Origin of the sequence: Longimicrobium sp. (assembly GCA_036389135.1) — a bacterium.
Classification (GTDB): domain Bacteria; phylum Gemmatimonadota; class Gemmatimonadetes; order Longimicrobiales; family Longimicrobiaceae; genus Longimicrobium.
In genome coordinates, this window is record DASVQP010000019.1 from 77,238 (window position 1) to 100,772 (window position 23,535).

At 68.1% G+C, this 23,535-nt stretch carries 19 protein-coding genes; 8 read left to right on the forward strand and 11 right to left on the reverse strand.

Features of this window, described 5'->3' with window-relative positions:
• Nucleotides 1-504: 504 nt before the first annotated feature.
• The 4 genes from VF584_03815 to VF584_03830 all read left to right on the forward strand — a co-directional run bounded on the left by VF584_03815 (nucleotide 505) and on the right by VF584_03830 (nucleotide 5,463).
• Nucleotides 505-1,521 (forward strand): restriction endonuclease subunit S, encoded by a 1,017-nt coding sequence (locus VF584_03815; protein HEX8209292.1) that lies wholly within the window; start codon nucleotides 505-507, stop codon nucleotides 1,519-1,521.
• Nucleotides 1,518-3,098, forward strand: coding sequence for an AAA family ATPase (locus VF584_03820; GenBank protein ID HEX8209293.1), 1,581 nt, complete (start codon nucleotides 1,518-1,520; stop codon nucleotides 3,096-3,098). The genes VF584_03815 and VF584_03820 overlap by 4 nt, the downstream gene beginning before the upstream one ends.
• Entirely contained in the window at nucleotides 3,095-3,949 is an 855-nt protein-coding gene (locus VF584_03825) for a hypothetical protein (GenBank protein ID HEX8209294.1), read from the forward strand. The genes VF584_03820 and VF584_03825 overlap by 4 nt, the downstream gene beginning before the upstream one ends.
• A gap of 701 nt (nucleotides 3,950-4,650) precedes the next feature.
• On the forward strand, nucleotides 4,651-5,463 hold the full coding sequence (locus VF584_03830; protein HEX8209295.1) for a DUF1186 domain-containing protein: 813 nt from the start codon (nucleotides 4,651-4,653) through the stop codon (nucleotides 5,461-5,463).
• A 93-nt stretch (nucleotides 5,464-5,556) separates the two neighbouring features.
• Here the strand turns inward: VF584_03830 and VF584_03835 are convergent, their stop codons facing one another.
• On the reverse strand, nucleotides 5,557-7,227 hold the full coding sequence (locus VF584_03835) for an alanine/glycine:cation symporter family protein (GenBank protein HEX8209296.1): 1,671 nt from the start codon (nucleotides 7,225-7,227) through the stop codon (nucleotides 5,557-5,559).
• 160 nt (nucleotides 7,228-7,387) lie between these two features.
• Complete coding sequence (locus VF584_03840) at nucleotides 7,388-8,575, reverse strand: hypothetical protein (GenBank protein ID HEX8209297.1); 1,188 nt, start codon at nucleotides 8,573-8,575, stop codon at nucleotides 7,388-7,390.
• Between the two features lie 336 nt (nucleotides 8,576-8,911).
• On the opposite strand from VF584_03840, the gene VF584_03845 reads away from it, so the two are divergent.
• Nucleotides 8,912-9,394, forward strand: a complete 483-nt coding sequence (locus VF584_03845; GenBank protein ID HEX8209298.1) for a DinB family protein — start codon at nucleotides 8,912-8,914, stop codon at nucleotides 9,392-9,394.
• An 81-nt stretch (nucleotides 9,395-9,475) separates the two neighbouring features.
• Here VF584_03845 and VF584_03850 read toward each other — a convergent pair whose 3' ends face one another.
• The 9 genes from VF584_03850 to VF584_03890 all read right to left on the reverse strand — a co-directional run bounded on the left by VF584_03850 (nucleotide 9,476) and on the right by VF584_03890 (nucleotide 18,028).
• On the reverse strand, nucleotides 9,476-9,712 hold the full coding sequence (locus VF584_03850) for a DUF5615 family PIN-like protein (GenBank protein HEX8209299.1): 237 nt from the start codon (nucleotides 9,710-9,712) through the stop codon (nucleotides 9,476-9,478).
• 100 nt (nucleotides 9,713-9,812) lie between these two features.
• On the reverse strand, nucleotides 9,813-10,037 hold the full coding sequence (locus VF584_03855; GenBank protein ID HEX8209300.1) for a DUF433 domain-containing protein: 225 nt from the start codon (nucleotides 10,035-10,037) through the stop codon (nucleotides 9,813-9,815).
• 62 nt (nucleotides 10,038-10,099) lie between these two features.
• Nucleotides 10,100-11,386 (reverse strand): threonine synthase, encoded by a 1,287-nt coding sequence (gene thrC, locus VF584_03860; GenBank protein HEX8209301.1) that lies wholly within the window; start codon nucleotides 11,384-11,386, stop codon nucleotides 10,100-10,102.
• On the reverse strand, nucleotides 11,383-12,318 hold the full coding sequence (locus VF584_03865; GenBank protein ID HEX8209302.1) for a homoserine kinase: 936 nt from the start codon (nucleotides 12,316-12,318) through the stop codon (nucleotides 11,383-11,385). Before VF584_03865 ends, thrC begins: the two co-directional genes overlap by 4 nt.
• Complete coding sequence (gene thrA, locus VF584_03870) at nucleotides 12,315-14,789, reverse strand: bifunctional aspartate kinase/homoserine dehydrogenase I (protein HEX8209303.1); 2,475 nt, start codon at nucleotides 14,787-14,789, stop codon at nucleotides 12,315-12,317. The genes VF584_03865 and thrA overlap by 4 nt, the downstream gene beginning before the upstream one ends.
• Before the next feature lie 236 nt (nucleotides 14,790-15,025).
• Entirely contained in the window at nucleotides 15,026-15,844 is an 819-nt protein-coding gene (locus VF584_03875; protein ID HEX8209304.1) for a murein L,D-transpeptidase catalytic domain family protein, read from the reverse strand.
• A gap of 211 nt (nucleotides 15,845-16,055) precedes the next feature.
• The gene (locus VF584_03880) at nucleotides 16,056-16,298 is read right to left on the reverse strand and encodes a hypothetical protein (protein HEX8209305.1); all 243 of its coding nucleotides are present in this window, start codon (nucleotides 16,296-16,298) and stop codon (nucleotides 16,056-16,058) included.
• Nucleotides 16,299-16,471: 173 nt separating this feature from the next.
• On the reverse strand, nucleotides 16,472-17,104 hold the full coding sequence (locus VF584_03885; protein HEX8209306.1) for a nucleotidyltransferase domain-containing protein: 633 nt from the start codon (nucleotides 17,102-17,104) through the stop codon (nucleotides 16,472-16,474).
• Between the two features lie 270 nt (nucleotides 17,105-17,374).
• A complete protein-coding gene (locus VF584_03890; GenBank protein ID HEX8209307.1) occupies nucleotides 17,375-18,028 on the reverse strand; it encodes an XRE family transcriptional regulator in 654 nt (217 codons plus the stop codon).
• 313 nt (nucleotides 18,029-18,341) lie between these two features.
• Between VF584_03890 and VF584_03895 the strand changes: the two genes are divergently transcribed.
• Genes VF584_03895 through VF584_03905 form a run of 3 tightly spaced genes read left to right on the forward strand, consistent with a single transcriptional unit; the run spans nucleotide 18,342 to nucleotide 23,342 of the window.
• A complete protein-coding gene (locus VF584_03895) occupies nucleotides 18,342-19,520 on the forward strand; it encodes a DUF4956 domain-containing protein (protein HEX8209308.1) in 1,179 nt (392 codons plus the stop codon).
• A 13-nt stretch (nucleotides 19,521-19,533) separates the two neighbouring features.
• On the forward strand, nucleotides 19,534-20,817 hold the full coding sequence (locus VF584_03900; protein ID HEX8209309.1) for a metallophosphoesterase: 1,284 nt from the start codon (nucleotides 19,534-19,536) through the stop codon (nucleotides 20,815-20,817).
• On the forward strand, nucleotides 20,814-23,342 hold the full coding sequence (locus VF584_03905) for a hypothetical protein (protein ID HEX8209310.1): 2,529 nt from the start codon (nucleotides 20,814-20,816) through the stop codon (nucleotides 23,340-23,342). Before VF584_03900 ends, VF584_03905 begins: the two co-directional genes overlap by 4 nt.
• The last annotated feature ends 193 nt before the right edge of the window (nucleotides 23,343-23,535 follow it).

A 23,535-nucleotide genomic window follows, 5' to 3' on the forward strand; every position in this document is an offset into this window, starting at 1 on the left:
TCCGATGTCGTAGAGTATGGAACAAACGAGCGAGCAGAACCAGCACAGATTCTGGAAGACACTTGGATATTGGAACTCGAAGACATCGAGAAGGACACGTCGCGGCTGCTTCGCCGTGTCCGGACCCCGGATCGCCAGCCGAAGAGCACGAAGAACAGGTTCAGACGAGGGGACATACTGTATGGCAAGCTTCGCCCGTATTTGAACAAAGTTCTCCAGGCTGATGAGGATGGCTGCTGCAGCACTGAGATTATGCCGGTTCGCCCACCATCGGAGCTTGATTCAACTTTTGTGCTGCACTGGCTACGGAGCCCGCAGTTTTCGCATTACGTCAACTCCGTTAGTCACGGGTTAACGATGCCTCGGCTCGGCACCGCCGCGGCGCGGCGCGCGCCGTTTGTGCTTGCGCCCGCGGCGGAACAGCGACGGATATCCGAGAAGTTGCGAATACTTCTATCCCGCGCGGACAGGTGCCGCAGTCATTTATCTCGTGTTCCGTCGCTCATGTCTCGGCTGCGGCTGGCGATTCTAACGTACGCCACATCCGGCGAACTGACAGTTGACTGGCGTTCGCAACATCAAGTTTCAGGTGGTTGGAAGACTGTTAGCCTCTCCGAGGTAGCCTCTGGGTTCTCTTACGGATCAGCTGCGAAGTCAGCGGAGTCCGGTGAGGTCCCTGTGCTCCGGATGGGGAATATCCAAGATGGGCATATTGACTGGTCCGACCTGGTGTATACGTCTAATCCATCCGAGATCAACAAGTATTCACTCGAACCTGGCGATGTTCTCTTCAATCGCACAAACAGTCCCGAGCTCGTGGGGAAGACAGCAGTCTACCATGGCGAGCGAGAGGCCATCTATGCTGGCTATCTGATTCGAGTACGTTGCCAAGGGAGCGTGTTACCCGATTTCCTAAGCTACAGCTTGAACAGTTCTCAAGGACGCGAGTATTGTCAGCGAGTGAAGTCAGACGGGGTGAGCCAATCAAACATCAATGCTAAAAAGCTGGCCTCTTATCAGTTTGCACTACCGACTCTGGCGGAGCAACACGAAATTACTGCGCGTGTAGAGCGCCTGTTAAATGGTGTTAACGAACTTGAAGCGCGTTACAAAACGGTTCGTCTCGCAGTTAATCAATTCGTGCCGGCTCTACTAGCACTGGCCTACAGAGGTGAACTAGTACCACAAGATCCACAGGATGAACCCGCATCCCGCCTTCTCGACCGGATCAAGTTCGCACGAGCCGCCGTAGCGCCAATTGCTCGTGAGCCACAACAGTTTTCTCCCATTCCGCGTGCTCCTCGCGAGAGGTCGGCTATGACAAAATCCCGATCAGACGCAGATGTATACCACCAACCATATCTCGCGCGTTTACTGCGCGAGACGGTGCAACCAGCCACCGTTGACGGACTATTTCGGCGCGCAGGCCTCTCTGTGTCGGATTTCTACAAGCAGCTTGCCTGGGAGGTCGACCAGAAGTTCATCAACGATTCGCGGGACTATTTGGAGGCGTTACAATGAGACTAGATCGCGTGTATATAGAAGGTTATAAAAATTTGCATGGCATTACCGTGGATTTCAGTACCGAAACTCTGACCACCGTGATCATCGGTCAGAATGGCACCGGGAAGTCAAACCTGATTGAGGCGATCACTGACGTTTTTCGGTATGTAGATATCAATCGAGGAGATATCCGTTTCAGATACGAGGTAGACTACAGGATCGCCGGGAACAGTGTGAGATTAACAAACCGCGGGCGGGCTCCCGCGGTGTTGGTGAATGGCAAGGCCCTTTCCCGAGGGGAATTCGAGGCGGAGCGGTCGCAACTTTTCCCAGACTTAGTTTTTGGTTACTACTCAGGCGACCGCCGAAGATTGGAAACGCTCTTTGATAGCCACCAACGGCGATACTATGACGCCATCAAAACCAACAATGATCCTGCCGAGTGCCAAGAGGCGCTTGAGGCTCGTCGGCTGTTCTACTGCAGGCCTATCCACGGGGTATTTGCACTCCTAGCATTCTTTGCTTTTCCAGAGGCGTCAGTTACGTCTCTTCTGGCAGATAAGTTGGGGATCACAGGGTTCCACTCTGCTCTTGCGCTGTTCCATGAGCCTTGGTTTTCAAAGAGCACGCGCAAGACTCGGCTTCGGGACGCGCATGAGTTATGGGGTGCAGAGGGTCCTGCTGGCGCTTGCGCGCGGGCACTGCGCGATGTAGCGTTTCATCCGCTTGCGTTAGAGGACAATCCCATCGACGACTACCGAGACAAAGGCGGGTCTGAGGCACAGTTCGCCGCGTTTCTTCGCACGGCCGATGCTCTCAAGGAGTTAGCCGATCAGTACCAAGGAGATCTTGCGTTGTTCTCTGCGCTGGAAGCGGTGGATATTTCCGATCTCATCCGTGATCTCCATCTTTGGGTCACCCGTAGAAATGATGACACAGGGGATGTATCCTTCGCAGATCTCTCGGATGGCGAGCGACAACTCCTGATGGTTTTGGGACTTATTCGAGTCTCACGTGGGCGACGGGCGTTGTTTCTGCTTGACGAACCTGATACCCATCTAAATCCTGTCTGGCAGCACGCCTACCTAAACCTGCTCCGGGATTGGACCGGCATCGCGGCAGATGCAGAGAACTGTCACATCATAATGACATCTCATAACCCACTTACGATTTCGGCACTAAGCAAGGAGGAAGTTCGCGTGCTGTTCGTTGATGACACGGGCAAGGTGTCCGCAGGGGCACCTTACACCGATCCACGGGGGATGGGATTTACTGCCACGTTGACCGAGATATTTGGCCTACCTACTACTCTTGATCCTGAGACACAACGGCTGGTCGACGCGAGGAACTCGCTTGCACGTCTGGAGGAGAGAACAGCTGAGCAGGAGCAACGGTTAGTTCTGCTAAATGATCAACTCGCGCGACTAGGTTTCATGTTCGAGGATCGGGAGCCGCTATACCAAGATTTCCTTCATGCATGGCAGGACGTGCGTTATGCTGATCGCCCGCCACTTAGCCCAGAGGAAGCGGCCCGGCGCCACGGAGTTATGAGCGCACTCATCAAGAGACTGTTGGATAACGGATCTACCGCATGATTTACATTCGACGTGACGCTAATCTCATCCCGGCAAAGGTGCTCAGGGTGGCGGAACGGGCACAGCAACAGCTTGAGAAACTGCCAGCTACTGAGCGGCCCGCTTTTATCCGGAAGAAATCACACATATGGCGGGCGTTTGCTCGTCACCTCTCTCGAATGTCGTATGGCAAGTGTTGGTATTCCGAAAGTCTTGAGCCACAATCCTTTTTCGACGTTGACCACTTTCGCCCTAAACTTGAAGCTCGTCGATCCGAGGAGTTAACAGAAATCGGATACCAGTGGCTCGCGTTCTCGTGGGAGAACTTCAGGTACGCCGCGGGACGCTCGAACCGGATCAGCAAGGACGAAGATACCGGAGATCTACGTGGAAAGGGGAATTGGTTTCCACTTCTTGATCGTAGTCCAAAAGCATGCTGGACTGATCGGTGCGAAAGCTCAGAACTCCCGGTCCTTTTGGATCCTGTTGTCGAAGCAGATGTCCGGTTGCTCGATGTTGAGAGTACGGGAGCGTTGATACCGAGTGTGTTCTGTATCGGCGCGACACGGCGGCACCGCGTCGAACGCTCAATCGAGTTATATGGCCTGAATCTACCACGCCTGGTGGAAGCCCGGAAGCGACAGATGCGACTCGTTGTAGACCTCTATGAGACGCTGCTACAAACACTACATGCAGGTAGTTTGTCGGACATCGTCGCTGATGAACTTCCGATCGAGAAGCAAGCGGAGATGATAAAACAAACCACGCTCCCTAACAGCCCTTACTCAAAGGCGGCAAGAGCCCAGTTGATTCGCTTAGGATTGGGTGAACTCTGTGCAGGGCCTGAAGAGCTTCCAAATCTGGCTGCGTAGCAAACGTTGTCACAATGCGGACTGCCGCCGCTTGACTCCGGGTGGGCAGAGCCATGACTAATCGGGGTTGGATCGCGTTGAGCAATCCGGCCATTGCGCTTTCATCGCCGTACCATGCTCACCCGCCCGCCCGCGCCGTTCCCAGCATCCGCTCCACATCCCCCGCGCGTGCAGTGCCGCGCGCGCACGTCAGGCAAGCGCGACAAGCAGCCCGGTGCGAATGTGCGTTTCGTCCAGGAGATCGCGGGCGAGGTAGCCTCGCGCTTGAGCCGCGAATGGGCGCAACTTCCGCAGGCGCTCCAGAGTCTGGCCAAGCGCCGATGCGCGGGTTCCGGCGAGCGGGGCATGTGGTACGGGTCCCCCGACCCGTTCCTCCCGCCGTGCAGGCGGCCCAGGTGTGCTCCACGCAAATTACGCCATGAGGGGGGCGAGCCCGTGAGGCCCGACGCGCTCCGGCTCCGCGAGATGGCGTCCACCAGCGCAGGATCGGCCGCCGTGCGAGTGAGCACCACACGCTCGCGAGTTGCCCGGCGGTGAACCACCCCCCAAAGGACCCGCCGCCACCATCCCCCACCGCTTCCAAGCCTGAGGGGGCCGGGAGGCGGCGAGCGATAATGTAGCCTACCCCAGCGGGACGCGGCACGCCGGATGCGGCGCGGGCACACCTCCGCCTCCGAGAACCCGTACTTCGAATCACCCGAATGGACACATCGTACTCCCCGCCCGTGGCCCAGCTGCTGGAGCTCGGCGAGGACCCGGCCCGCCAGAACCCGTGGCCCGACTACCTGGCACTGGGGCTCACGCGCGAGCACGCGCCGGAGCTGATCCGCCTGCTCACTGATCCGGAGGTGCAGGAATACGACGAGGACAGCCCTCGCGGGTTCTGGCCGCCGATCCATGCGTGGCGGGCGCTGGGGCAGCTTCAGGCGGAGGAGGCGCTGGAGCCGCTCGCGACGCTGCTCCAGGAGCCGCAGGACGAGGAGGACGACTGGAGGCTCACCGAAATTCCCAGGGTGCTCGGGATGATCGGCCCGGCCGCGATCCCCGTAGCTAAGAGAATGGTGGCGCGGGAAGATCTGGACGAATTTACCCGCTACGCCGGCATGCACGTGCTGACGGAGGTGGCGGCCCGCTGGCCAGAGACGCGGGACCAGGCCGTCGAATTTCTGATGGCGTTTCTCCGCGACTGGGAAGATCGCGATCCCGAGTTCAACGCATTCGTAATCTCCTATCTGATGGACCTGGACGCGACGGAGGCCGCACCCCTCATGACCGACGCGTTCGAGGCGGGCGCGGTCGATCTCTCGATGGCCGGCGACTGGGAGGACGTGCAGGTACAGATGGGGCTGCTCCCGGAGCGCACCAAGCCTCGCGCGGACAACTTCCCGTTCAAAATGCGTACTCCGTCGGCGCCCCCCGCGGAGGCCGCGCCCAAGCGCGGCCGCGCGGGTCAGAAGACGAAGAACCGGCGCAAGGACGCCAAAGCCGCGCGCAAGCGAAACCGGCGCAGGTAGCCACGGCAGCCGCACGAACGAAGGCGCGGAGAGGATGTTCTCTCCGCGCCTTCGTCATCTGTGTCTCTGTGTGGGGCGCAGCTCAGACCGCCGCTACGTCGCCCGCTCCAGCCCGCCCGCCTTGTGCTTCGCCCAGTACCCGTCCAGCTCGCGCTTGACCCGCCCCGCCAGGAAGTACAGCCCCAGCATGTTGGGGAAGGCCATCCCCAGGATCATCAGGTCGCCAAAGTCCAGCACGTTGCTGGAGGTGATGATGGAGCCCAGGAAGACGAAGAGGAGGAACAGCCCCCGGTAGATCCCCGAGGACCGGTCGCCGAAGAGCCACGCCCAGCACCGCTCCCCGTAGTACGACCAGGAGATCATGGTGGAGAAGGCAAAGAGGAAGACGGCCAGGGAAAGCACGTATGGGAACCAGGAGATCTGCTCACCGAAGGCGCGCGACGTCAGCGCGGCGCCCTTGCGGCCGGTGATCAGGTCCTGGTACGCCGGGTTGTTGTACGCGCCGGTCACGACCATCACCACGGCCGTCATGGTGCACACCACCACCGTGTCGATGAACGGCTCCAGCAGCGACACGATCCCTTCGCGCACGGGGTAGTCCGTCTTCGCCGCCGAGTGGGCGATGGCCGCCGAGCCGACGCCGGCCTCGTTGGAGAAGGCCGCGCGCTGGAAGCCCACCACCAGCGTGCCGATGAGCCCGCCGTAGGCAGCGTCCGGGTTGAACGCCCCGGTGAAGATGGAGGCGAACGCCGCCGGCACCGCCTCCACGTTCATGACGATCACCGCCAGCGCCGCCAGCACGTACACGCCGCACATGATGGGGACGATCTTGTCCGCCACGTTCGCGATGCGCTTGATGCCGCCCACGATGACGATCCCCGTCAGCAGCGTCATCACCAGGCCGTACGCCCACGGGTACTGGCCGAGCGCGGGAATCGTCTCCTGCATGGCGTTGAGCGACTGGTTCACCTGGAACGAGTTGCCGCCGCCCAGCGAGCCGCCCACGCACAGCACGGCGAACGACACGGCCAGGAACTTCCCGAGCCTGGGCAGCCCGCGCTCCGCCAGCCCCTCGCTGAGGTAGTACATCGCTCCGCCCATCAGCCGTCCGTCCGGACGTATCTTGCGGAACTGCTGGCCGAGCGTGCACTCCGTGAACTTGGAGGCCATTCCCAGGAAGCCCGCCACGATCATCCAGAAAGTGGCGCCGGGGCCACCCAGCGTAATGGCGATCGCCACGCCGGCGATGTTGCCCAGACCGACGGTCGCGGAGAGCGCGGTGGTGAGCGCCTGGAAGTGCGACACTTCGCCCCCGGCTCCCGGGGTGTCGTACCTGCCCCGCACCACCTGGATCGCGTGCCCGAAGCCGCGCAGGTTGATGAAGCGCATCCGGAACGTCAGGTACACGGCCCCCACCACCAGCCAGAGCACGGCCAGGGGGAGCGTGTGGTCCGGGTCCCAGAAGAGGACGTCGAAGAAGAAGACGGAGCCAATGACGGCGTTCACGCTGCCCATCGCACGGTCGATCGCGCCCATCACGCCGCCCTGCGCCGGAGCGGGTGCGGGGGGCACCGGGGCAGCCGCCTCGGGCTGGTCCGCGGGGAGCCCCGTGGCGCCGGGGGAGGTCCCCCGCCCTTCCAGCGCGGGCGGCGCACCCTGCGCCTGGCTGTCAGGGGCCTGCGCGGCCACCTGTACGACGACGGAAGGAGTCGAGGCCAGCCAGAGTCCGAGCCCGGCAAGGGAAAGCAGCCGTGCGATTTTCATTGGACCGGTTTGGAGGCGGGGAGCGAGGGCGTGCGGCGCAACATGCGCGTGGTACGATGGGGCGCGCAACCTCGGGGAGTGCCACGAGCATGAGCGGATCACCCGCCGTACGCCTCCGCCAGGGGTGCAGCGACGAGGGTGGGGCCCCGGAACGGCGCGATCAGGCCAGCGACAGATCGGTCTGTGAGGTGGCGACGGGGCCCGAAGGCCGCTCACTCCGGAGGGCCCGATTCAGCCGCTCCACGAAGCGCCGCTTCTTCATGTGCCGCCCGCGAACGGCAACGGTGCGCGCATCCGACTCGTCTTTTCGGCCGTCCCGCACCGCGATCTCGCGGAGGTCCATCAGGAGCCGCACGGCCTCGTCATAGGCCCCGGCGTTCTTCTGGCCGGCGAGCTCGTCCACCCGCGCCCAGGATTCCTCCTCGCGCTCCGCGAGGTCGTCCAGGCGGCGCTCGCGGGCAGCGGCCTCCGCGCGTTCACGCCGCGCCTGCTCCCGCGCGGCGTCCTCCTCCTCGGCACGGGCCCGCTCCGCCGAAATCCGCTCCGCCGCTTCCAGCAGCTCCGCCACGGTGCGGGGCTCCGCGAGCTCCCCGCCGGGCTCGCCCTGCACCTCGCGGAAGCGGCGCAGCAGCTCCGCGCGCACGGAGGCGGGGTCGCGCTCGGCCACTCGCGCGAGGAGGTCGGCCGCTTCGGCGGCGGGGAGCGCGGCGACCCATGCCCGTACCCCCGCTGGGTCATCGGTGGGCGCCGTGCTGGCGCTGCCCTCCGCCGCGGCCGCGATCAGGTCTGGGTCGATGCGCAGGAAGTCCGCGAAGGCGTGCTGCGCCGGCGTGAGATCGCCGAGCCCCGGCGGAACCGGGGGCTCAAGCTCCTCGTCCGCAAGCTCGCCGGACCAGACGCACAGGAGCCACCCCAGATACAGCGCCCGGTGGTCCCCGCTCGCGATCTCGCCGCGCACCGCGACGATGGACGCCAGCACGCCCCCCGGCTCCAGCCATTCGTCATCCCCGCCGTCCAGCTCGCTGGTGAAGGAGAGGATCACGGGCTCGCCCTCCGCAGCCGCCGGATGGCCGGGGCAGTACCGGCGCGCGGTCTCCAGCTCCAGCGAACCGGGTGGTAGGCGGAAGAAGAGCTCGCGCGTTCCCCAGTTCGCCAGGTACAGGAAGGCGTCGAAGTACTGCTCCACCCAGGCGAACGCATCTCCCTTGAAGTCGCCCCACTGGTACTCGTTGACGAAGCGCGTGGGCGTGATCTCGGCGCGCGTGGAAACGGCGCGCAGCTCGCGCATCTCGGCCGGGGTGAGCTTCCGGTCAACCGCCAGGAACTCGTAGTACTGGTATTCGCTCATCCAGGCCCATTTGCCGATATTGAATCGATGCGTCGCGCCGGGGGCCACAGCACCGCGCCTCGGCGGGCTTTGGCGTTGTGTAGCGAGCCGAGGTCGTCCACGATCAACCGTCTGGTGCGGTTCATACTCGCTGGACGGCGCGGAGCATAGGCCACGATCCCGGAACGAAGGTAGGCGCTCCCCTGCGGCGAGCACAACGGCTTCAGACCCACAGCACGCCAGCCGAGCGAACCCACTTGCGTCGCGCGGGCGCGCGAAGCAGTTTCACGCCGCCACCGAACACCTGCCGAATCGCGGTGGCGTCCGAAGACCCCTGAACTTCCGCCGAGGTACCTCATGTCCGACGTGTCCGCGCCGTCCACGCAGGTCATCACCTCCGAAGCGCTGCTGGAGCACTGGCAGGGACACCGCCGCCTCACGCGGCGCGTGATCGAGGCGTTCCCGGAGGACCAGCTCTCCACCTATTCGCTGGCCGGGATGCGCACCTTCGGCGACATGGCGATGGAGCTGCTCGCCATCGCCGTGCCGATGATGCGCGGAGTGCTGACCCAGGAATGGGACACGTCGTTCGACCGCGCCACCGTCGCCAAGGACGAGATCCTCCGCCAGTGGGACGCCGCGACTGAGGAAATCAACACGCTCTGGCCGCAGATCCCGCTCGAGAAGTTCGGGGAGAAGATGATGGCGTTCGGGCAGTACCCCGGCCGCGCATCGGACCTCATCCTGTATGCGATCGACAACGAGATCCACCACCGTGGCCAGGGCTACGTCTACCTGCGCTCGCTCGGAATCGAGCCGCCGCCATTCTGGGAGCGCTGACACACGAGAGCGCCCGGAGCGATATGGCTCCGGGCGCTCTTCTAGGGCGCAGAACGGTCCGGCGCCTGCCGGCTACCCTCGCTACCAGGCGTCGCCGATTTCAACCAATGGCTCGCCGCTTTCCAGCATCGGGAGCACGTCTGGAAGCGCTTGCACCAGGATCTGCTTGAGGCGCGCGTTCGATGTGTTGCCAGACCGCAACCACAGAACCTGTGGTGGAGGGCCGATCCGTTGCAACAGGTCCACGAAGTCGCTGTCCTTGGTGACCATGACGATACCCGTCTTCCGGGCCGCGGCGTAGATCACCGTGTCTTCCACTCACGCAATCCTAGATCTCGAACCGCGGCAGCATCCAGATCGAAGCGCATGCGCAGCCACACGGCCAGGGCCGGTGAGAGCTGGGCATCCAACCAGAAGATCATGCGACCACGACGGGATGGTCGATGCGACGAGAGGCGAACCGAAGACATGCCTCGATGTCCTCGGGCTCCAGGTCCGGCATATCCTCTAGCACCTGCTCGCGCGTCTGGCCCGACGCGAGCAGATCGAGCACATCCGTGACGCGAATGCGCATGCCGCGGACGCAGGGGCGGCCGCCGCACTGGCGAGGATTAACGGTGATTCGCTCCATCAGGTTGCTCACGGCGCTTCTCCATGGCTGCAGGGGCAGGTGCAAGGTACCTGTAGAAGAGCGCAGCCAACCCATCATCCACCCTGCACGTCCAGCGCGGCCTTGAACGCCGCCATCTCCGGCTCGAGCGGCTCGGCGTGGCCGGGGCGGTCGAGGAGGCGGGCGAGGTCGGGGGGGACGGGGACGGGGCGGCCGATCAGCGGCTCCACGACGCCCTCGAACTTGGCGGGATGGGCGGTGGAGACGACGATCCAGTGCGGCGAATCCAGCCGCTCGCGCACCGCGATGGCGACGGCGGTGTGCGGGTCCCAGATCTCGCCCCACGAGGCGGGGCCGTCGCTGATCACGCGGCGGATCTCGTCGTCGTCCACCAGGAAGGCGCGGAGCGCGGCGCGCGTCTCCGCCTCGCCGCCGAAGAGGTAGAGGAGGCGCTCCATGTTGCTGGCACTCCCCACGTCCATCGCCGTGGCCAGGGTGGCGAGGGTAGGGTGCGGGGTCCAGGGGGTGCCGCCGAAGAAGGAGGTGACGGCGGGGTTGGCGTTGGTGGCGAGCACCACGTCGCGCACGGGGAGGCTGCAGCGGCGCGCCCACAATGCGGCGGCCGCGTTGCCCAGGTTGCCGGACGGCACGACGAAGCCGGGCGCGACGCCGTGCCGCGCGCGGTACTCCAGCGAGGCCCACGCGTAGTAGGCCATCTGCGGCAGGAGCCGGCCCACGTTGATGCTGTTGGCGGACGACAGCCGGCGGCGCGCGCGGAGCTCGCGATCGGCTATGGCGCCTTTTACCAGCCGCTGGCAGGCGTCGAAGTCGCCGCGCACGGCGAAGGCGCGCACGTTGCCGCCCCACGAGGTGAGCTGCTTCTCCTGGCGCGGCGACACCATCCCCGCGGGGAAGAGGACCGCCACTTCCACGCCCGGCCGCCCGTGGAAGGCCGCCGCCACCGCGCCTCCCGTGTCGCCCGAGGTGGCGACGAGAAGGGTGAGCGGGCGCGCATCTTCGGCGGCGATGCGCGACAGGCACCCGGCCAGGAAGCGCGCGCCCACGTCCTTGAACGCCGCCGTTGGCCCGTGGAAGAGCTCCAGCACGGCGGTGCTCCCGCGCATCTCCTTGAGCGGCACGGGGAAGTCGAACGCCTCGCGGCAGATGTCGCCAAGCGCCGGGGCCAGCGCGTCGCCCGCGAAGAAGGGCGCCAGGAGCCGTGCCGCCACCTGGGGGAGCGAGCCAGCTCCCGCGAGTTCCGCATCGCCGAACGACGGGAACGACTCGGGGACGTAGAGGCCGCCATCCGGGGCCAGGCCGCGCGAGATCGCCTCCGAGAGGGTGGCCGAGTGGGCGGGGTCGCGCGTGCTGTGGTACCTCACGAGAGTTCCTCCACACGGGCGCCCGGTCCGTTCACGGGGCAGGTCCACCCCTCGGCAGGCAGGCCGTGGCGCGCGAAGCCGTCCACCATCGCGGCGCGCACGGCCTCGGCGGCATCGTCGCCGTCGCACCAGGCGACGAGGGCGGGGCCGCCGCCGGAGATGGAGCAGCCGAGCGCGCCCGCCGCCATCGCCGCGGCGCGCACGGCGGCGAAGCCTGGGATCAGCGGCGCGCGGTGGGGCTCCACCAGGACGTCGCGCATCGAGCGCGCCACCAGCGCCAGGTCGCCGGTGCAGAGGCCGGCCATCACCCCCGCCAGGTTCGCCGTCTGCTCGATGACGGTGTGGAGGGGGTAGCTCGCGGGGAGCACCGCGCGCGCCGTCCGCGTGTCCAGCCGCATGCGCGGCAGGGCCATGGCGCAGCGGAGCGACGGCGGCACGGGGAGCGCCACCACGTCCGCGGGCTCGGCGGAGCGCACCAGCACCAGTCCGCCGAAGAGCGAGGGCGCCACGTTGTCGCCATGAACCGCACCGCTGGCCACCGCCTCACCCAGCAGCGCGTAGCGGAAGAGCTCGCCGCGCGGGAGCGGCTCGGGGAGGAGCGCGTTGGCGGCCACCACCCCCGCCACGGCCGACGCCGCCGACCCGCCGACGCCGGAGCCCAGCGGGATTCCCTTGTGCACGTGCACCTCCACGCCGAAGCCGGGGCGCAGCTCCTCCAGCATGCGCAGCACGCCCACGGTGGCGGTGTTGAGCGCCGGATCGGTGGGGAGCGATCCGGACGCGCCGGCCACCCGCACCCCGGGCTCTTCGACGCGCACCACGGTCACACGGTCGCCCATCGGCCCCACGGGGTGGCCCAGGATGTCGAAGCCCACCGCCAGGTTCGAGGTGCTGGCGGGCGCGAAGGCGGTGGCGCGGGCCGGGGCGGTCATCGTGCGCCGCCCAGGTACGCGGCCAGGCGCAGGAGGTCCGCGAAGACGCCGCCCGCGGTCACCTGCGGACCGGCGCCGGGGCCCTGCACCACCAGCGGGTTCGGCGTGTAGCGGCGCGTCTCAAACCTCACCAGGTTGTCGGTGCCGGTGAGCCCCGCGAACGGGTGCGATGCGGGGACGGCGCGCAGCCCCACCCGCGCCCTCCCGTCGCGCTCCACCGACCCCACGAAGCGCAGCACCTCGCCGCGGGCGCGCGCCTCGTTCCAGAGCGCGGACATGCGGCCGTTGTGGTGGCGCAGCCCGTCCAGGAAGTCGTCCACCGTGCCGCCTTCCAGCCCGGCGGGGACCAGCCCCTCCAGCTCCACGTCGCCCACCTCAAGCGGCAGCCCCATCTCGCGCGCCAGGATCACCACCTTGCGCGCCACGTCCGCGCCGGAAAGGTCGTCGCGCGGGTCGGGCTCGGTGAACCCCCGCCGGCGCGCGTCGGCCACCAGCTCCGAGAAGGGGTGCACCCCGTCAAAGGAGTTGAAGAGGTAAGAGAGCGTCCCGGAGAGCACGCCCTCGATGCGCAGCACCTCGTCGCCCGTGGCGATCAGGTCGCGCAGCGTCTGGATGATGGGGAGGCCGGCGCCCACGGTGGCCTCGTACAGGAAGTGCGCCCCGGGGCCGCGCCCGGCGCTGCACAGCTCCTGGTAGTAGGCGAAATCGAGCGTGTTGGCGCGCTTGTTGGGCGTCACCACGTGGATGCCGCGGCGCAGCCAGTCGCCGTAGCGGCGCGCCAGCCCCTCGTCCGCCGTGCAGTCGATCACCACGCTGTGCGGCAGGTAGTCGGTCTGCACGTGGGCCAGAAAGTCGTCCAGATCGAAGGGATCGCCCCCGGCCAGCGCCTCCCGCCAGCGGTCCAGTGGAAGCTTGCGGTCGTCCAGCACCATGCGCGATCGGGAGGCCACCGCGCGGATGCGCAGGTCCACGTCGTGCTCCGCCCGGATCCGCTCCGCGCGCTCGTGGAGCTGGTCCAGTAGCGCCGCCCCCACCACCCCGGCACCGATCACCCCCACCGAGATCGTCTGGCGCGAGAGGTAGAGCCCGGCGTGCGCGGCCCGCAGCGCGCGCCCGGCCTGCGCCCCATCGATCACCACCGAGATGTTGCGCTCTGAGGAGCCCTGCGCGATCGCGCGGATGTTGACGCCGGCGCTCCCCAGCGCGCCGAAGAAGCGCGCCGCGACGCCGGGGTGCCCGGCCATCCCGTCGCCGACCACGGCCAGGATGCAGCAGCCGGGGTCCACCTCCAGCGTCTGGATCATCCCCTGGTGCCGCTCGGCGAAGAAGGCGCTCTCCAGCGCCTGGCGCGCGCTCTCCGCCAGCGCCGCGGGGACGGCGAAGCAGATGGAGTGCTGCGAGCTGCCCTGCGACACCATCAGCGCGCTCACCCCTGCCTCCCGCAGTGCGCCGAAGAGGCGGTGCGCGATCCCGGGCGAGTCGCTCATCCCGGTGCCCTCCAGGTTCACCAGCGCCACCTGCTCGACCGTGGAGAGCCCCTTCACCATCCTTTCCGCGCCGCCCACGGGATCGATGCGGGTGCCGGCGCCTTCCGGGCGAAAGGTGTTGCGGATGTAGATGGGGATGGAGAGCTCCACCGCCGGTCCCATGGTGGCGGGGTGCACCACGCGGGCCCCGAAGTGGGCCAGCTCCATCGCCTCGCGGTACGACATCCTTTCCAGCGGCACCGCCTCGGGAACCAGGCGCGGGTTGGCGCTCAGCACCCCGTCCACGTCGGTCCAGATGTGAATGGAGTCCGCGCGAAAGAGCGCGCCGAAGATGGAGGCCGAGTAGTCGCTTCCGTTGCGCCCCAGCGTGGTGGGCGCCCCCTGCGGCGTGGAGGCCACGAAGCCCGTCGCCACCAGCGTAGCCGGCTCGGGGTCGCGGGCGGCGCGCCACGCCGCGAGCCGCTCCCGCGAGGCATCCCAGTCGATGCGGGGCGTCCCCTCGCCCGGCACGGCCACCAGCACCTCGCGGGCGTCCAGCCACTCCGCGTCGGCGCCGGTGGATGCCAGGTACGCGGCGAGAAGGCGGGCGCTCCACACCTCGCCCAGCCCTGAGACCATGTCCACCGCGCCGCGCGGGCAGTGGCGCAGCACCCACGCGGCGCGCAGCACGTCCTCCGCGTCGGCCAGGTCGCGCTCCAGGGCGGCGCGCACCGGCTCGCCCGCGGCGCCGGCGAGGAGGCCGTCGATGGCGGCCACGTGGCGCGCGCGCAGCTCCGCCAGCTCGTCGCGGTACGCCGGATCGCGGTTCCCCGCCCGCTCCACCGTCCTCACCAGCGCGTCGGTCACCCCGCTCATGGCGGAGACCACCACCACGCGTCGCGGCTCCGGCCTGCGCGTAAGGATCTCCGCGACGGCGCGGTACCGCTCCGCGCTCGCCACGCTGGTGCCGCCGAACTTGTGGACGACTCGCTCTTCACCGGGCATCAGGAATCCGCTTGGCTGGTTTCGGCCGGGGGAGCCCGGCCGGGCACATAAAAAACCGCGGCCCGTGAAGCTCACGGGCCGCGCGCGTCCACCGGGAGTTCCACGCCGTCAGCGGCGCATGCATCCCCGGCCGCGGCCCGTGCTGCGGGTCGTGGCGGTCAGGGTAGTCGTGCGGCGCGTTGCGGCGTGTCTCATGGGCTCAATCGTAGGCGGTGCGGACGAGGCGTGTCAAGGCCCTACGTGCTGCTGGCCGCGGCCCACGGGTCGCGCTTCATCCAGTTGCGGTCCAGCGGCGAGAAGAGGAAGACGAGGCTCCCGTTGGCGAGCCGCGGAAGAAGCCAGCTTGCGCGCGACTGCTCCAGCGCCGGGCATCCCTCGCTGCGGCCGGCGCGCAGCCGCGTCACGTACGGCGCGCCGTGCACCACCACCCCGCGCTGCCGCGCCGTGCTGTTGAACGCCCCCGACAGCCCGCTCAGCCGCAGCCCGACGGAGCGGTAGCGGCTCCCGTTGTTGCTGCCGCTGAAGGAGTACGTCTCCTGCGCCAGGAAGAGGCCCAGCGAGGTGGCGTTGCTCCCCTGCCGGTTGGAGAAGCGCCGCGGCACCCCCGCCCGGTCCGGCGCCGACCCTCGCCCGTGCGCCACGGTAAAGGGCCCGTCCACCACGCGCAGCTCATCCATGTCGAAGACGTAGCCGCGCGGCGTCCGCGCATCCAGCCCGTAGTCCACGTAGTACAGGTACGGCTTGCGGACGTTGTCCGGGTGCGCCGCCTTGTAGTTGTAGTACGCGCGGAAGGCGAGCCGCAGCGCGTCCGGGTCGCTCTGCCGCCGCACGCGGCTGCGCAGCGCGGTGAGGGCCGCGCGCGTGCGTGCGGTGGTGGTCCCGCTCTCGATGCCGACGCCGGTCAGCACCGCGCGCGCGGCGCTGCGTACCATGCGCGCCCCGGTGGGGAGCGTGTCGGTTGCTTCGATGCGGGGAGCGGCGTTCGGATGGTGCGGCACTGCGGGGGCGTCACCCGCGGAGAGGGTGGCGGCGAGGATCAGCAGGTCGAGACGCATTTCTCTCTGGATGGGGAGCGACGCGCGTGGCGGCGCTCGGGTGGGCCGAGGCGGGGTTCCGCGTACGCCGCACGACGCCGGGGGAGGCGGTCGCGGGCGGTGTATTGGGGGTGTGAACCGAATATGTATTCGGTCGGCGGGGGATGCAAGGGTCTCGTTCGCGGCGGCTGTTCACCGCATTTGCCCTGGGCTCCGCTGGTCTTCTCGGATGCTATAGCCGCTCGTGCAGCATCTCGGCGCTCCAGCCCGCGTAGATGTGGGTTTCCATGAGCACGCGCACGCCATCCGCGAGGGTGTAGAAGTTTCCGCTGTACGACGCACTGCTCTTCGCGTTCAGAATCCCTCGCAGGCGCTTCACATGGTCCGCATCGGCCTTGTGGCCCATTGCGTGGACCAGGAGATCGGCCGCACGGGTGTGGTCCCCATCCGCGGACTTCAACTCGCAGTACTTCACCGTCAGTGCGTCCGTGAAGGCGATGGCTGCGTGGATGGCGATGATCGCGAGCGCGTTGCCCTACCGGGGATCCGCCAGAGCCTCCAAATCGCTCGCCGTCTTCAGGAGCGCCTGGCCGATCTCGTGGTATCTCGCTGCCCGTGTGCGCTCCTCGCGTTTCGACTTCCCGATGCTCACCATTTCTCTACCACCTCGGAGAATGGCTCGCCCAGAAGTCCCCGGCCCTCGGTTCGGATCGCTTCCATCAGGGGATCGCCTTGCTTCGTGCGCTCGCGCACCTGTGCGGAGGGAATTACGATCCCGGCGAGGCGCAGCCCGAGACGGATCTGGATAGCGGCCGAAGTATCGATGATCGCGCGCTCCACGTCCGCCACACTGTCAGCGGCGTGGGTGACGAAGAGGACATCCAGATCGCTGTCGGGGCGCGCATCGCCGCGCGCCTGGCTGCCGAACAGCACGGCGGAACGGATGTCTTCCAGCACGCCTGCACGCGTCAGCGCGTCGGTGAGAGCGGTCTTCAGGGTTGGGATCCGCCGTCCTTCGGCGTCAAAGAGCGCGCGGAGCGCCGGCTCGAGATGATGGTCCCGGTTGACGCGATATTGGTGCGTGCTCGAGCTCCCGCCGCGCATCAGAATCCCAAGAGCGGTGAGCTCACTGAGTGCCGTCGCGGCTCCAAGAGTCGAGCGCACTCCTCCTAGCCGCTGCGCCTCCCGCCCGGTGACAGGCGATTCGAGAGGCATCAGCGCGCGTATGATCTGGATCTTGGCCGTGGTAGCCAAGACCGCGTCGAGTGGTTGAAAGAGCATATGCGATCCGGTGCACGTAGACCAGATTTGGTACGATCGCACCAAATTTGGTACAGTTGCACCAATATCAGTGCACCGGCTCATGCGGAGGCAAGATTCCCGTGTTCCCTTAAGCTTCTGCAGTCGCCCCTTTGACGCACATCTCTCAGCCCGCTGGCTAGATCCTTCGGTCGCCGCAGGAGGCCGGAAACTGCAGCTGAGGCCCATGAGGCGGCTCTCTCCGGATCACAAAAAAAGCCGCCCCGGGGGCGTTTTCAACTCGCGCACGGGTCATGTGGATGCGGACTCCACGCCCAAGGCGTTGAGGAAGCGTTCCAGTCGCTCCATGCTGAAGCGGGCCAGCTTCCCAACCGTGAGGTCGGAGAGGTCCGGCTGACTGATCCCCAGCAGCTCGGCCGCGGAGGCCTCGTCGAGGCCGCGCTCTTCAAGGACGTTGCGGATCGCGCGGGCGAGCTCAGCTTTGGCCAGGCGAGTCTCCGAATCCGCCATCTCCATGTCCGCGAAGACGTTCCCGGTGCTGTCGTGTACCATCGTGTCATCGCTCATTGCCATTCCCCAGGGGCGGTAGTGTTCCTGGTAGTGCTCCGCGGCGATGCGGAGGCGGGTGCGGACCAGCTCGATCTCCGCGAACGGAGTGCTGGTTCTCCCGGCCAGCTTCTTCTTGAAGACATGAAGGACGTACACCGCTCGCGGGAACGTCGCCGTATAGGCGAGGCGGTAGGTATCTCCGTAGTGGTCCTGAGCAAGCTTCAGCACCCGGCCAGGCAGCCCCTCCCCGAATGGACGCGCGTTGGGAGCCGACTCGCCATGCTGCGCATCCAGCAGCGCCGCGCCGAAGACATCCTGCACGTCCTCCGGCATCGCCCTGAGATCCTTGCGACTCGATCCTACGAAGTGAAGGGGCTTCCGAGCGGCGACGGGCATCGGTTCCAATCTAGCTGTTCGCTGAGGGCCGAGTACCTAAATCGGCCGGGGATAAGAGGAGATACCCCGGTTTCGGCCCTTCACGGCTGTCGTCTGGAAATAGGTCCGCCAGCTGGCGGGTAACGGACGAGAGCGCTCCCGTGGGAGGCGGCTCCCAGCGTGGTTTCGGGGACGGCGGCGGGTGCAGGCCGGATTTACATCGCGCCAGGGCCCGAATGTGCTGAACCAGCTTGCGGCGTGGTTCATGCTCCGCGGCACGGGCAAGAGCGTGCGCGCGCCAGAGCGTGGCACGCGGCGCACAGGCCAACCGAGCATGCCCGGCAAAGCAGACGACGATCCGATCCTGGGAGGCGAGTCCGAGACGCTCCTGGCGCGCGGCAGGCCCGTGCGGAGGGTGGAGGGGCGCCGGCCCGGGAGCCCGCCGCCGCGCCCGCCCGCACCCATCCGCCCGCCGGCCGCCGCGCCGCGCGGGCGGAGGATCATGGAGCGCATCTCCGAGTCGCGGCGCGCACCCTTTCTGCGGCTCGCAGGGTACTACGTGCTGCTCATCGGCATCATGGGCGCGCTGGTGTACTGGGTGCCGATGGTGCGCGACGCCTTCATCTCTCCCGTCGTCCTTCCTGATCTGGGCAGAGGGGGGAGCGGGGCGGGGCTGCTGACCCGCGCGCCGACGCTGGGCGACTACGGCGCGCGGCTGTCGCTGGGCGAGGCGCTGCACCGCGCGCTCACCACGCTGCTGGTGATCGCGGGTGCGTTGTCGCTGGTGATCCCGGTGGCGTGGGTGTACATGTTCACCAAGCGCTTCCGCTACGATCCGGCGCTGGTCTCGTCGGTCATCATCCTGCCCATCGTGGTGGCGGGGATCGCGCTGGTGGTCAAGAACTCGCTGGCGCTGGCATTCTCGCTGGCGGGGATCGTGGCGGCGGTGCGCTTTCGCAACACGCTGCAGGACCCGCGCGACGCCGTCTACATCTTTCTGGTGATCGGGATCGGTCTGTCGGCGGGGGTGCAGGCGCTGGACGTGGCGCTGGCGATGTCGCTGGCCTTCAACTTCGTCGTGCTCCTGGTGTGGAAGCACAACGTGGGGTCGATCTACAGCGGGAGCTACGGGCGCACGGGGATCCTGTCGGTGGGGGATTCGGAGCTGATGATCGCCGACGATCCCGGGGCGCAGCGCGAGATCCGGCGGCGGATGCTGGAGCACGACGGCGACATGCGCACGGACGGCATCCTGCTGGTGCACTCGGGCGCGCCGGACGTGGCGCGCCTCACCGTGCAGGAGGCGCTCGGCGACACCGCGAGCGACTGGCGGCTGGCGAACGTGCGGCGCGAGCCCGAGCGCCCCGCCGTGCTGGAATACCTCGTGCGGCTCAAGAGCGACATCACCCCGGCCGAGCTGGTGGGCGCGCTCGACGAGCGCTGGTCCGCCCAGGTCTCCGCCGCGGAGTACGTACCGTTCCGAACGCGGCGGAAGAAACGCAAGCAGGATTAGAGGACTACATCGGATGAAGACGAATCGACAACGCTGGACGACGGCCGCGGCCGTGCTCCTGCCCTGCGCCCTGCTGCTGGCCGGGTGCTACAAGTCGGCGTTCAACGTGGGCAAGGTGATCGACGCGGTGCAGCGCGACTCCATCGCCTATACGCTGCTCCTGATCGGCGACGCGGGGCTTCCCGAGCCGAGCCCCCAGGGCGACCCGGTGATCAACGCGCTCCGCCAGGCCATCAAGGACGACGACCCGGAGCAGACCTTCGTCGTGTACCTGGGCGACAACCTGTACCCGCGCGGGCTCGTCGACTCCACGCAGACCACCGAGCGCGCCGTGGGCGAGGCGATCCTGAACGAGCAGATCGACGCCATCCTGGAGAGCGGCGGGCGCGGGGTGCTGGTGCCCGGCAACCACGACTGGGAGGCGGGCGGATCCGAGGGGTGGCGCTTCGTCCGCCGGCAGGATCGCTACGTGGACGAACGCGGAAAGGGGCGGGTGGCGATGCTCCCCAACGGCGGGTGCCCGGGGCCCGAGGTGCTTGATCTGAACCCCACGCTGCGCCTCATCATGATCGACACCCAGTGGTGGCTGCAGGCCGGCGGCTCGCGGCCGGAGGGGCCTGAATCCGAGTGCGCGGTGAAGTCGGAGCGGCAGATGGTGGACTCGATGCGGGCGGTGCTGGCCAGCGCCGGCGGACGCCGTACCGTGGTGGTGGGCCACCACCCGCTGGTGAGCGGCGGCGAGCACGGCGGCTACTTCGACTGGCCGACGTACCTGCAGATCCACCCGTACGTGCGCAACGCCGGCTTCTTCGCCCGGCAGGACGTGAACGGCCCGGAGTACACCCGGCTGCGCGTGAACATGGCGGGCGCCTTCCAGCGGAACCCGCCGCTGATCTACGCGGCCGGGCACGAGCACAACCTGCAGGTGTTCCGCAGGGCGCCGGCGCGCTACCAGGTGGTGAGCGGCGCGGGGATCTACGGCCACACCACTTCGGTGCGGGCGATCACCGGGTCGCGGTACGCGCGGCGGGCCAGCGGCTTCCAGCGGGTGACCTTTCTCAAGGACGGCCGCGTGCGCCTGGCCGTGCTCGTGGTGGACCGGACCGGGAAGGCGACGGAGGACTTCTCCATCTTCCTGGACACGCAGGGGCTGCCGCCGGTGCAGTCCACCGAGAGCGAGCTCCCCCCCGCGGGGACCGACACCTCGCGCCTGAACCCCGCGGGCCCGCAGCGCCCCGCCACGCCGCAGCCCAGTGTGCCCGGGGCGCCGGCCACGCCCCGGCCGGTGACGCCGTGAGGCCCCGGCCGCGGGTCCTCACGGCGGCGGCGATCGCGCTCCTGCCCTCTCTGGCCGCGGCGCAGACCGGCGGGTCGGCGCGGGTGGCGGCCGGGGCACAGTACGCGCATCCGCCACTCCCCGAATCGCTCCTGGGAGAGTCGTACCGCAACCTGTGGACGACGCCGGTGCAGGTGCCGGTGCTGGACCTGCGCGGCTTCGCGGGGGGGCTGACGCCGACCGGCACCGGCGGCGGCAACCAGACCGAGTCGGTGCGCTTCAGGGGCGCGAACGGGCGCGAGTACGCCTTCCGCCTGATCAACAAGAACCAGACGCGCGGCCAGTCGCCGGACATCCAGGGGACGTTCGTCGGCGAGGTGATCCAGGACCAGGTGTCGTCGCTGCACCCCGCGGCGGCGCTGGTGGCGGACCCGCTGCTGGCGGCCGCCGGCGTGCTGTACGTGCCGCCGAGCGTCTACGCGATGCCGGCGAGCGGGCTGCCCCAGCAGCACGCTTCCTTCCACGGCAGGCTGGGGCTGCTGGAGGAGCGCCCGCGCGCCGGCAACAGCGAGGTGCCGGGGATCGCGGCGGCCAGCGACATCGAGGACACCGACGAGTTCCTGGAGGCGCTGGAGTCCGGCCCGGCGCACCGGCTGGACACGCGCGACTACCTGGCCGGCCGGCTGATGGACATCTACTTCGGCGATTGGGACCGGCACGAGGACCAGTACAGCTGGGTGCGCTACGACCGCGGCGGCGAGCGCCTGTGGCGCGCCGTGCCCCGCGACCGCGACTACGTCTTCGCGGACTATGACGGGCTGGCGCTGGACCTGGCGCGCGGGCAGCTTCCCAAGGCAGTGCGCTTCACCGACGACTACGAGGGGCAGCTCTTTGGGCTGATCCAGAACGCGCAGCTCCTGGACCGGCGCCTGCTGGGCGACCTGGACCGCGCCGCGTGGGAGTCGGTGGTGACGACCCTACAGTCGCGCCTCTCGGACGCGGTAATCGACGGCGCCGTCGCGCGGCTCCCCGCCGAGTACCGGCCGCTGAACGCGGACTTCATGCGCGCCATGCTCCGTGCCCGGCGCGCGCGGCTGCGCGAGGTGGCGATGCAGTGGTACGGGTGGATGGCGGCCGAGCCCGAGATCCACGCCCGCGACGAGCGCGACCTTGCCATCGTGCAGCACGCGCCGGATGGGAGCGCCGAGGTGCGCATCCACGCCGGCGGCGAGGACGTGGCGCCCTACTTCCGCCGCCGCTTCCTGCCGGGCGAGACGCGCGAGATCCGGCTCTTTCTGCACGGCGGCGCGGACCGGGCGGCGGTGCGCGGCGGGCCGGGACGCATCACCACCCGCGTGATCGGCGGCGGTGGCGACGATGCGCTGGCGGACTCGTCGCGCGGGACGCGGGTGAGGCTCTACGACGACCGGGGCGACAACACCTTCGTGCGCGGCGCGCGGACCCACGTGGACACGCGCGAGTACACGGCGCCCGCGTACGAGCGCGGCGCCGGGGTGAGCCCGCCCCGCGACTGGGGGCGCAGCCGCAGCCTGTTCGCGCCGTACGGCGGGTGGCGCTCGCGCATCGGCGTGGTGGTGGGCGGCGGGCCGGCGTTCAAGACGCACGGCTTCCGGCGCTTCCCCTTCGCCACCGAGGGGCAGCTGCGCGTGGTGTGGGCGCCGCAGCACACGCGCTTCGGCCTGGAGTACGCGGGCGAGTACCACTTCGCCGGCACGCGCCGCTGGCTGACGACGGACGTGCGCGCCACGGGGGTGGCGGCCACGGATTTCCACGGCTTCGGCAACGAGACGCCGGAGGTGGAGGACCACGAGGTGCGCCGCGTGTGGGAGCGGCAGCTCCTGGTGCAGCCCACCTGGTTCTTCCCCCTGTCGCGCCGCACGTGGTTCACCGTGGCGCCGGTGGGGCGTCTCACCGATCCAGGCGTCCGCGACGGCTCGCCCGCCGAGCAGCCGGGGGTGCGCGGCACGCGGACGTGGGGAGCGCTGGGCGCGCGCACCGGCCTGCTGGTGGACAGGGTGGACACTCCCACCTTCCCGCGCCTGGGCTTCGCCCTCTCGGCGGACGCGAGCGCCTTTCCGGCGGTGGCGCGGCTGGACGGTGCGTTCGGGAGCGCGGGGGCGCTGGCGAGGGCGTACTTCGGTGGGAGCGCCGGCCCGGTGCTGGCGGTGCGCGGCGGGGTGCGCCAGGCGTGGGGCGACTTCCCGCTCCAGGAAGCCGCCTTCATCGGCGGCGGCAACTCGCTGCGCGGCTCCAGCACCCAGCGCTTCGCCGGTGACCGCGCGGTGCACGGGAGCGCGGAGCTGCGCCAGACCCTCTTTCGCGCCAACCTGGGGGTCCGCGGCACGGTGGGTGCCTTTGCGCTGGCCGACGCCGGGCGCGTGTACGTGGACGGCGACTCGCCGGGCGGATGGCACACCGCCGCGGGCGGCGGGCTCTTTTTCATCTTCCTGAACCGCGCCCTGAGCGTGTCGTACGCGGCGGGCGAACAGGGGCGGTTTTACTTCGACATGGGGCTGCCGTTTTGAACTGCGGGGAATGGGGAATGGGGAATGGGGAATGGGATGCCCGCGGTGCGGGGCAGAGGCTCCGCCCGCGCGCGGCGTTTTCAGCGGCGGCGGGTGCGGCTGTGGGGCGCGTGCGTGCCGGGGAAGTGGTGATCCCAGCGGCCCCTTCTCACGGCTCGGCGCCGGATGCTTCCCTTTCGCTCGATTCCCCATC

Bases quoted from the DNA above. Each gene is read 5' to 3' on its own strand.
- VF584_03825 (HEX8209294.1), top strand. From the start codon at position 3,095: ATGATTTACATTCGACGTGACGCTAATCTCATCCCGGCAAAGGTGCTC.
- VF584_03815 (HEX8209292.1), top strand. From the start codon at position 505: ATGTCTCGGCTGCGGCTGGCGATTCTAACGTACGCCACATCCGGCGAA.
- VF584_03890 (HEX8209307.1), bottom strand. From the start codon at position 18,028: ATGCCCGTCGCCGCTCGGAAGCCCCTTCACTTCGTAGGATCGAGTCGC.
- VF584_03895 (HEX8209308.1), top strand. From the start codon at position 18,342: ATGCCCGGCAAAGCAGACGACGATCCGATCCTGGGAGGCGAGTCCGAG.
- VF584_03845 (HEX8209298.1), top strand. From the start codon at position 8,912: ATGTCCGACGTGTCCGCGCCGTCCACGCAGGTCATCACCTCCGAAGCG.
- VF584_03885 (HEX8209306.1), bottom strand. From the start codon at position 17,104: ATGCTCTTTCAACCACTCGACGCGGTCTTGGCTACCACGGCCAAGATC.
- VF584_03900 (HEX8209309.1), top strand. From the start codon at position 19,534: ATGAAGACGAATCGACAACGCTGGACGACGGCCGCGGCCGTGCTCCTG.
- VF584_03840 (HEX8209297.1), bottom strand. From the start codon at position 8,575: ATGAGCGAATACCAGTACTACGAGTTCCTGGCGGTTGACCGGAAGCTC.
- thrA (HEX8209303.1), bottom strand. From the start codon at position 14,789: ATGCCCGGTGAAGAGCGAGTCGTCCACAAGTTCGGCGGCACCAGCGTG.
- VF584_03830 (HEX8209295.1), top strand. From the start codon at position 4,651: ATGGACACATCGTACTCCCCGCCCGTGGCCCAGCTGCTGGAGCTCGGC.
- VF584_03865 (HEX8209302.1), bottom strand. From the start codon at position 12,318: ATGACCGCCCCGGCCCGCGCCACCGCCTTCGCGCCCGCCAGCACCTCG.
- VF584_03820 (HEX8209293.1), top strand. From the start codon at position 1,518: ATGAGACTAGATCGCGTGTATATAGAAGGTTATAAAAATTTGCATGGC.
- VF584_03875 (HEX8209304.1), bottom strand. From the start codon at position 15,844: ATGCGTCTCGACCTGCTGATCCTCGCCGCCACCCTCTCCGCGGGTGAC.
- VF584_03835 (HEX8209296.1), bottom strand. From the start codon at position 7,227: ATGAAAATCGCACGGCTGCTTTCCCTTGCCGGGCTCGGACTCTGGCTG.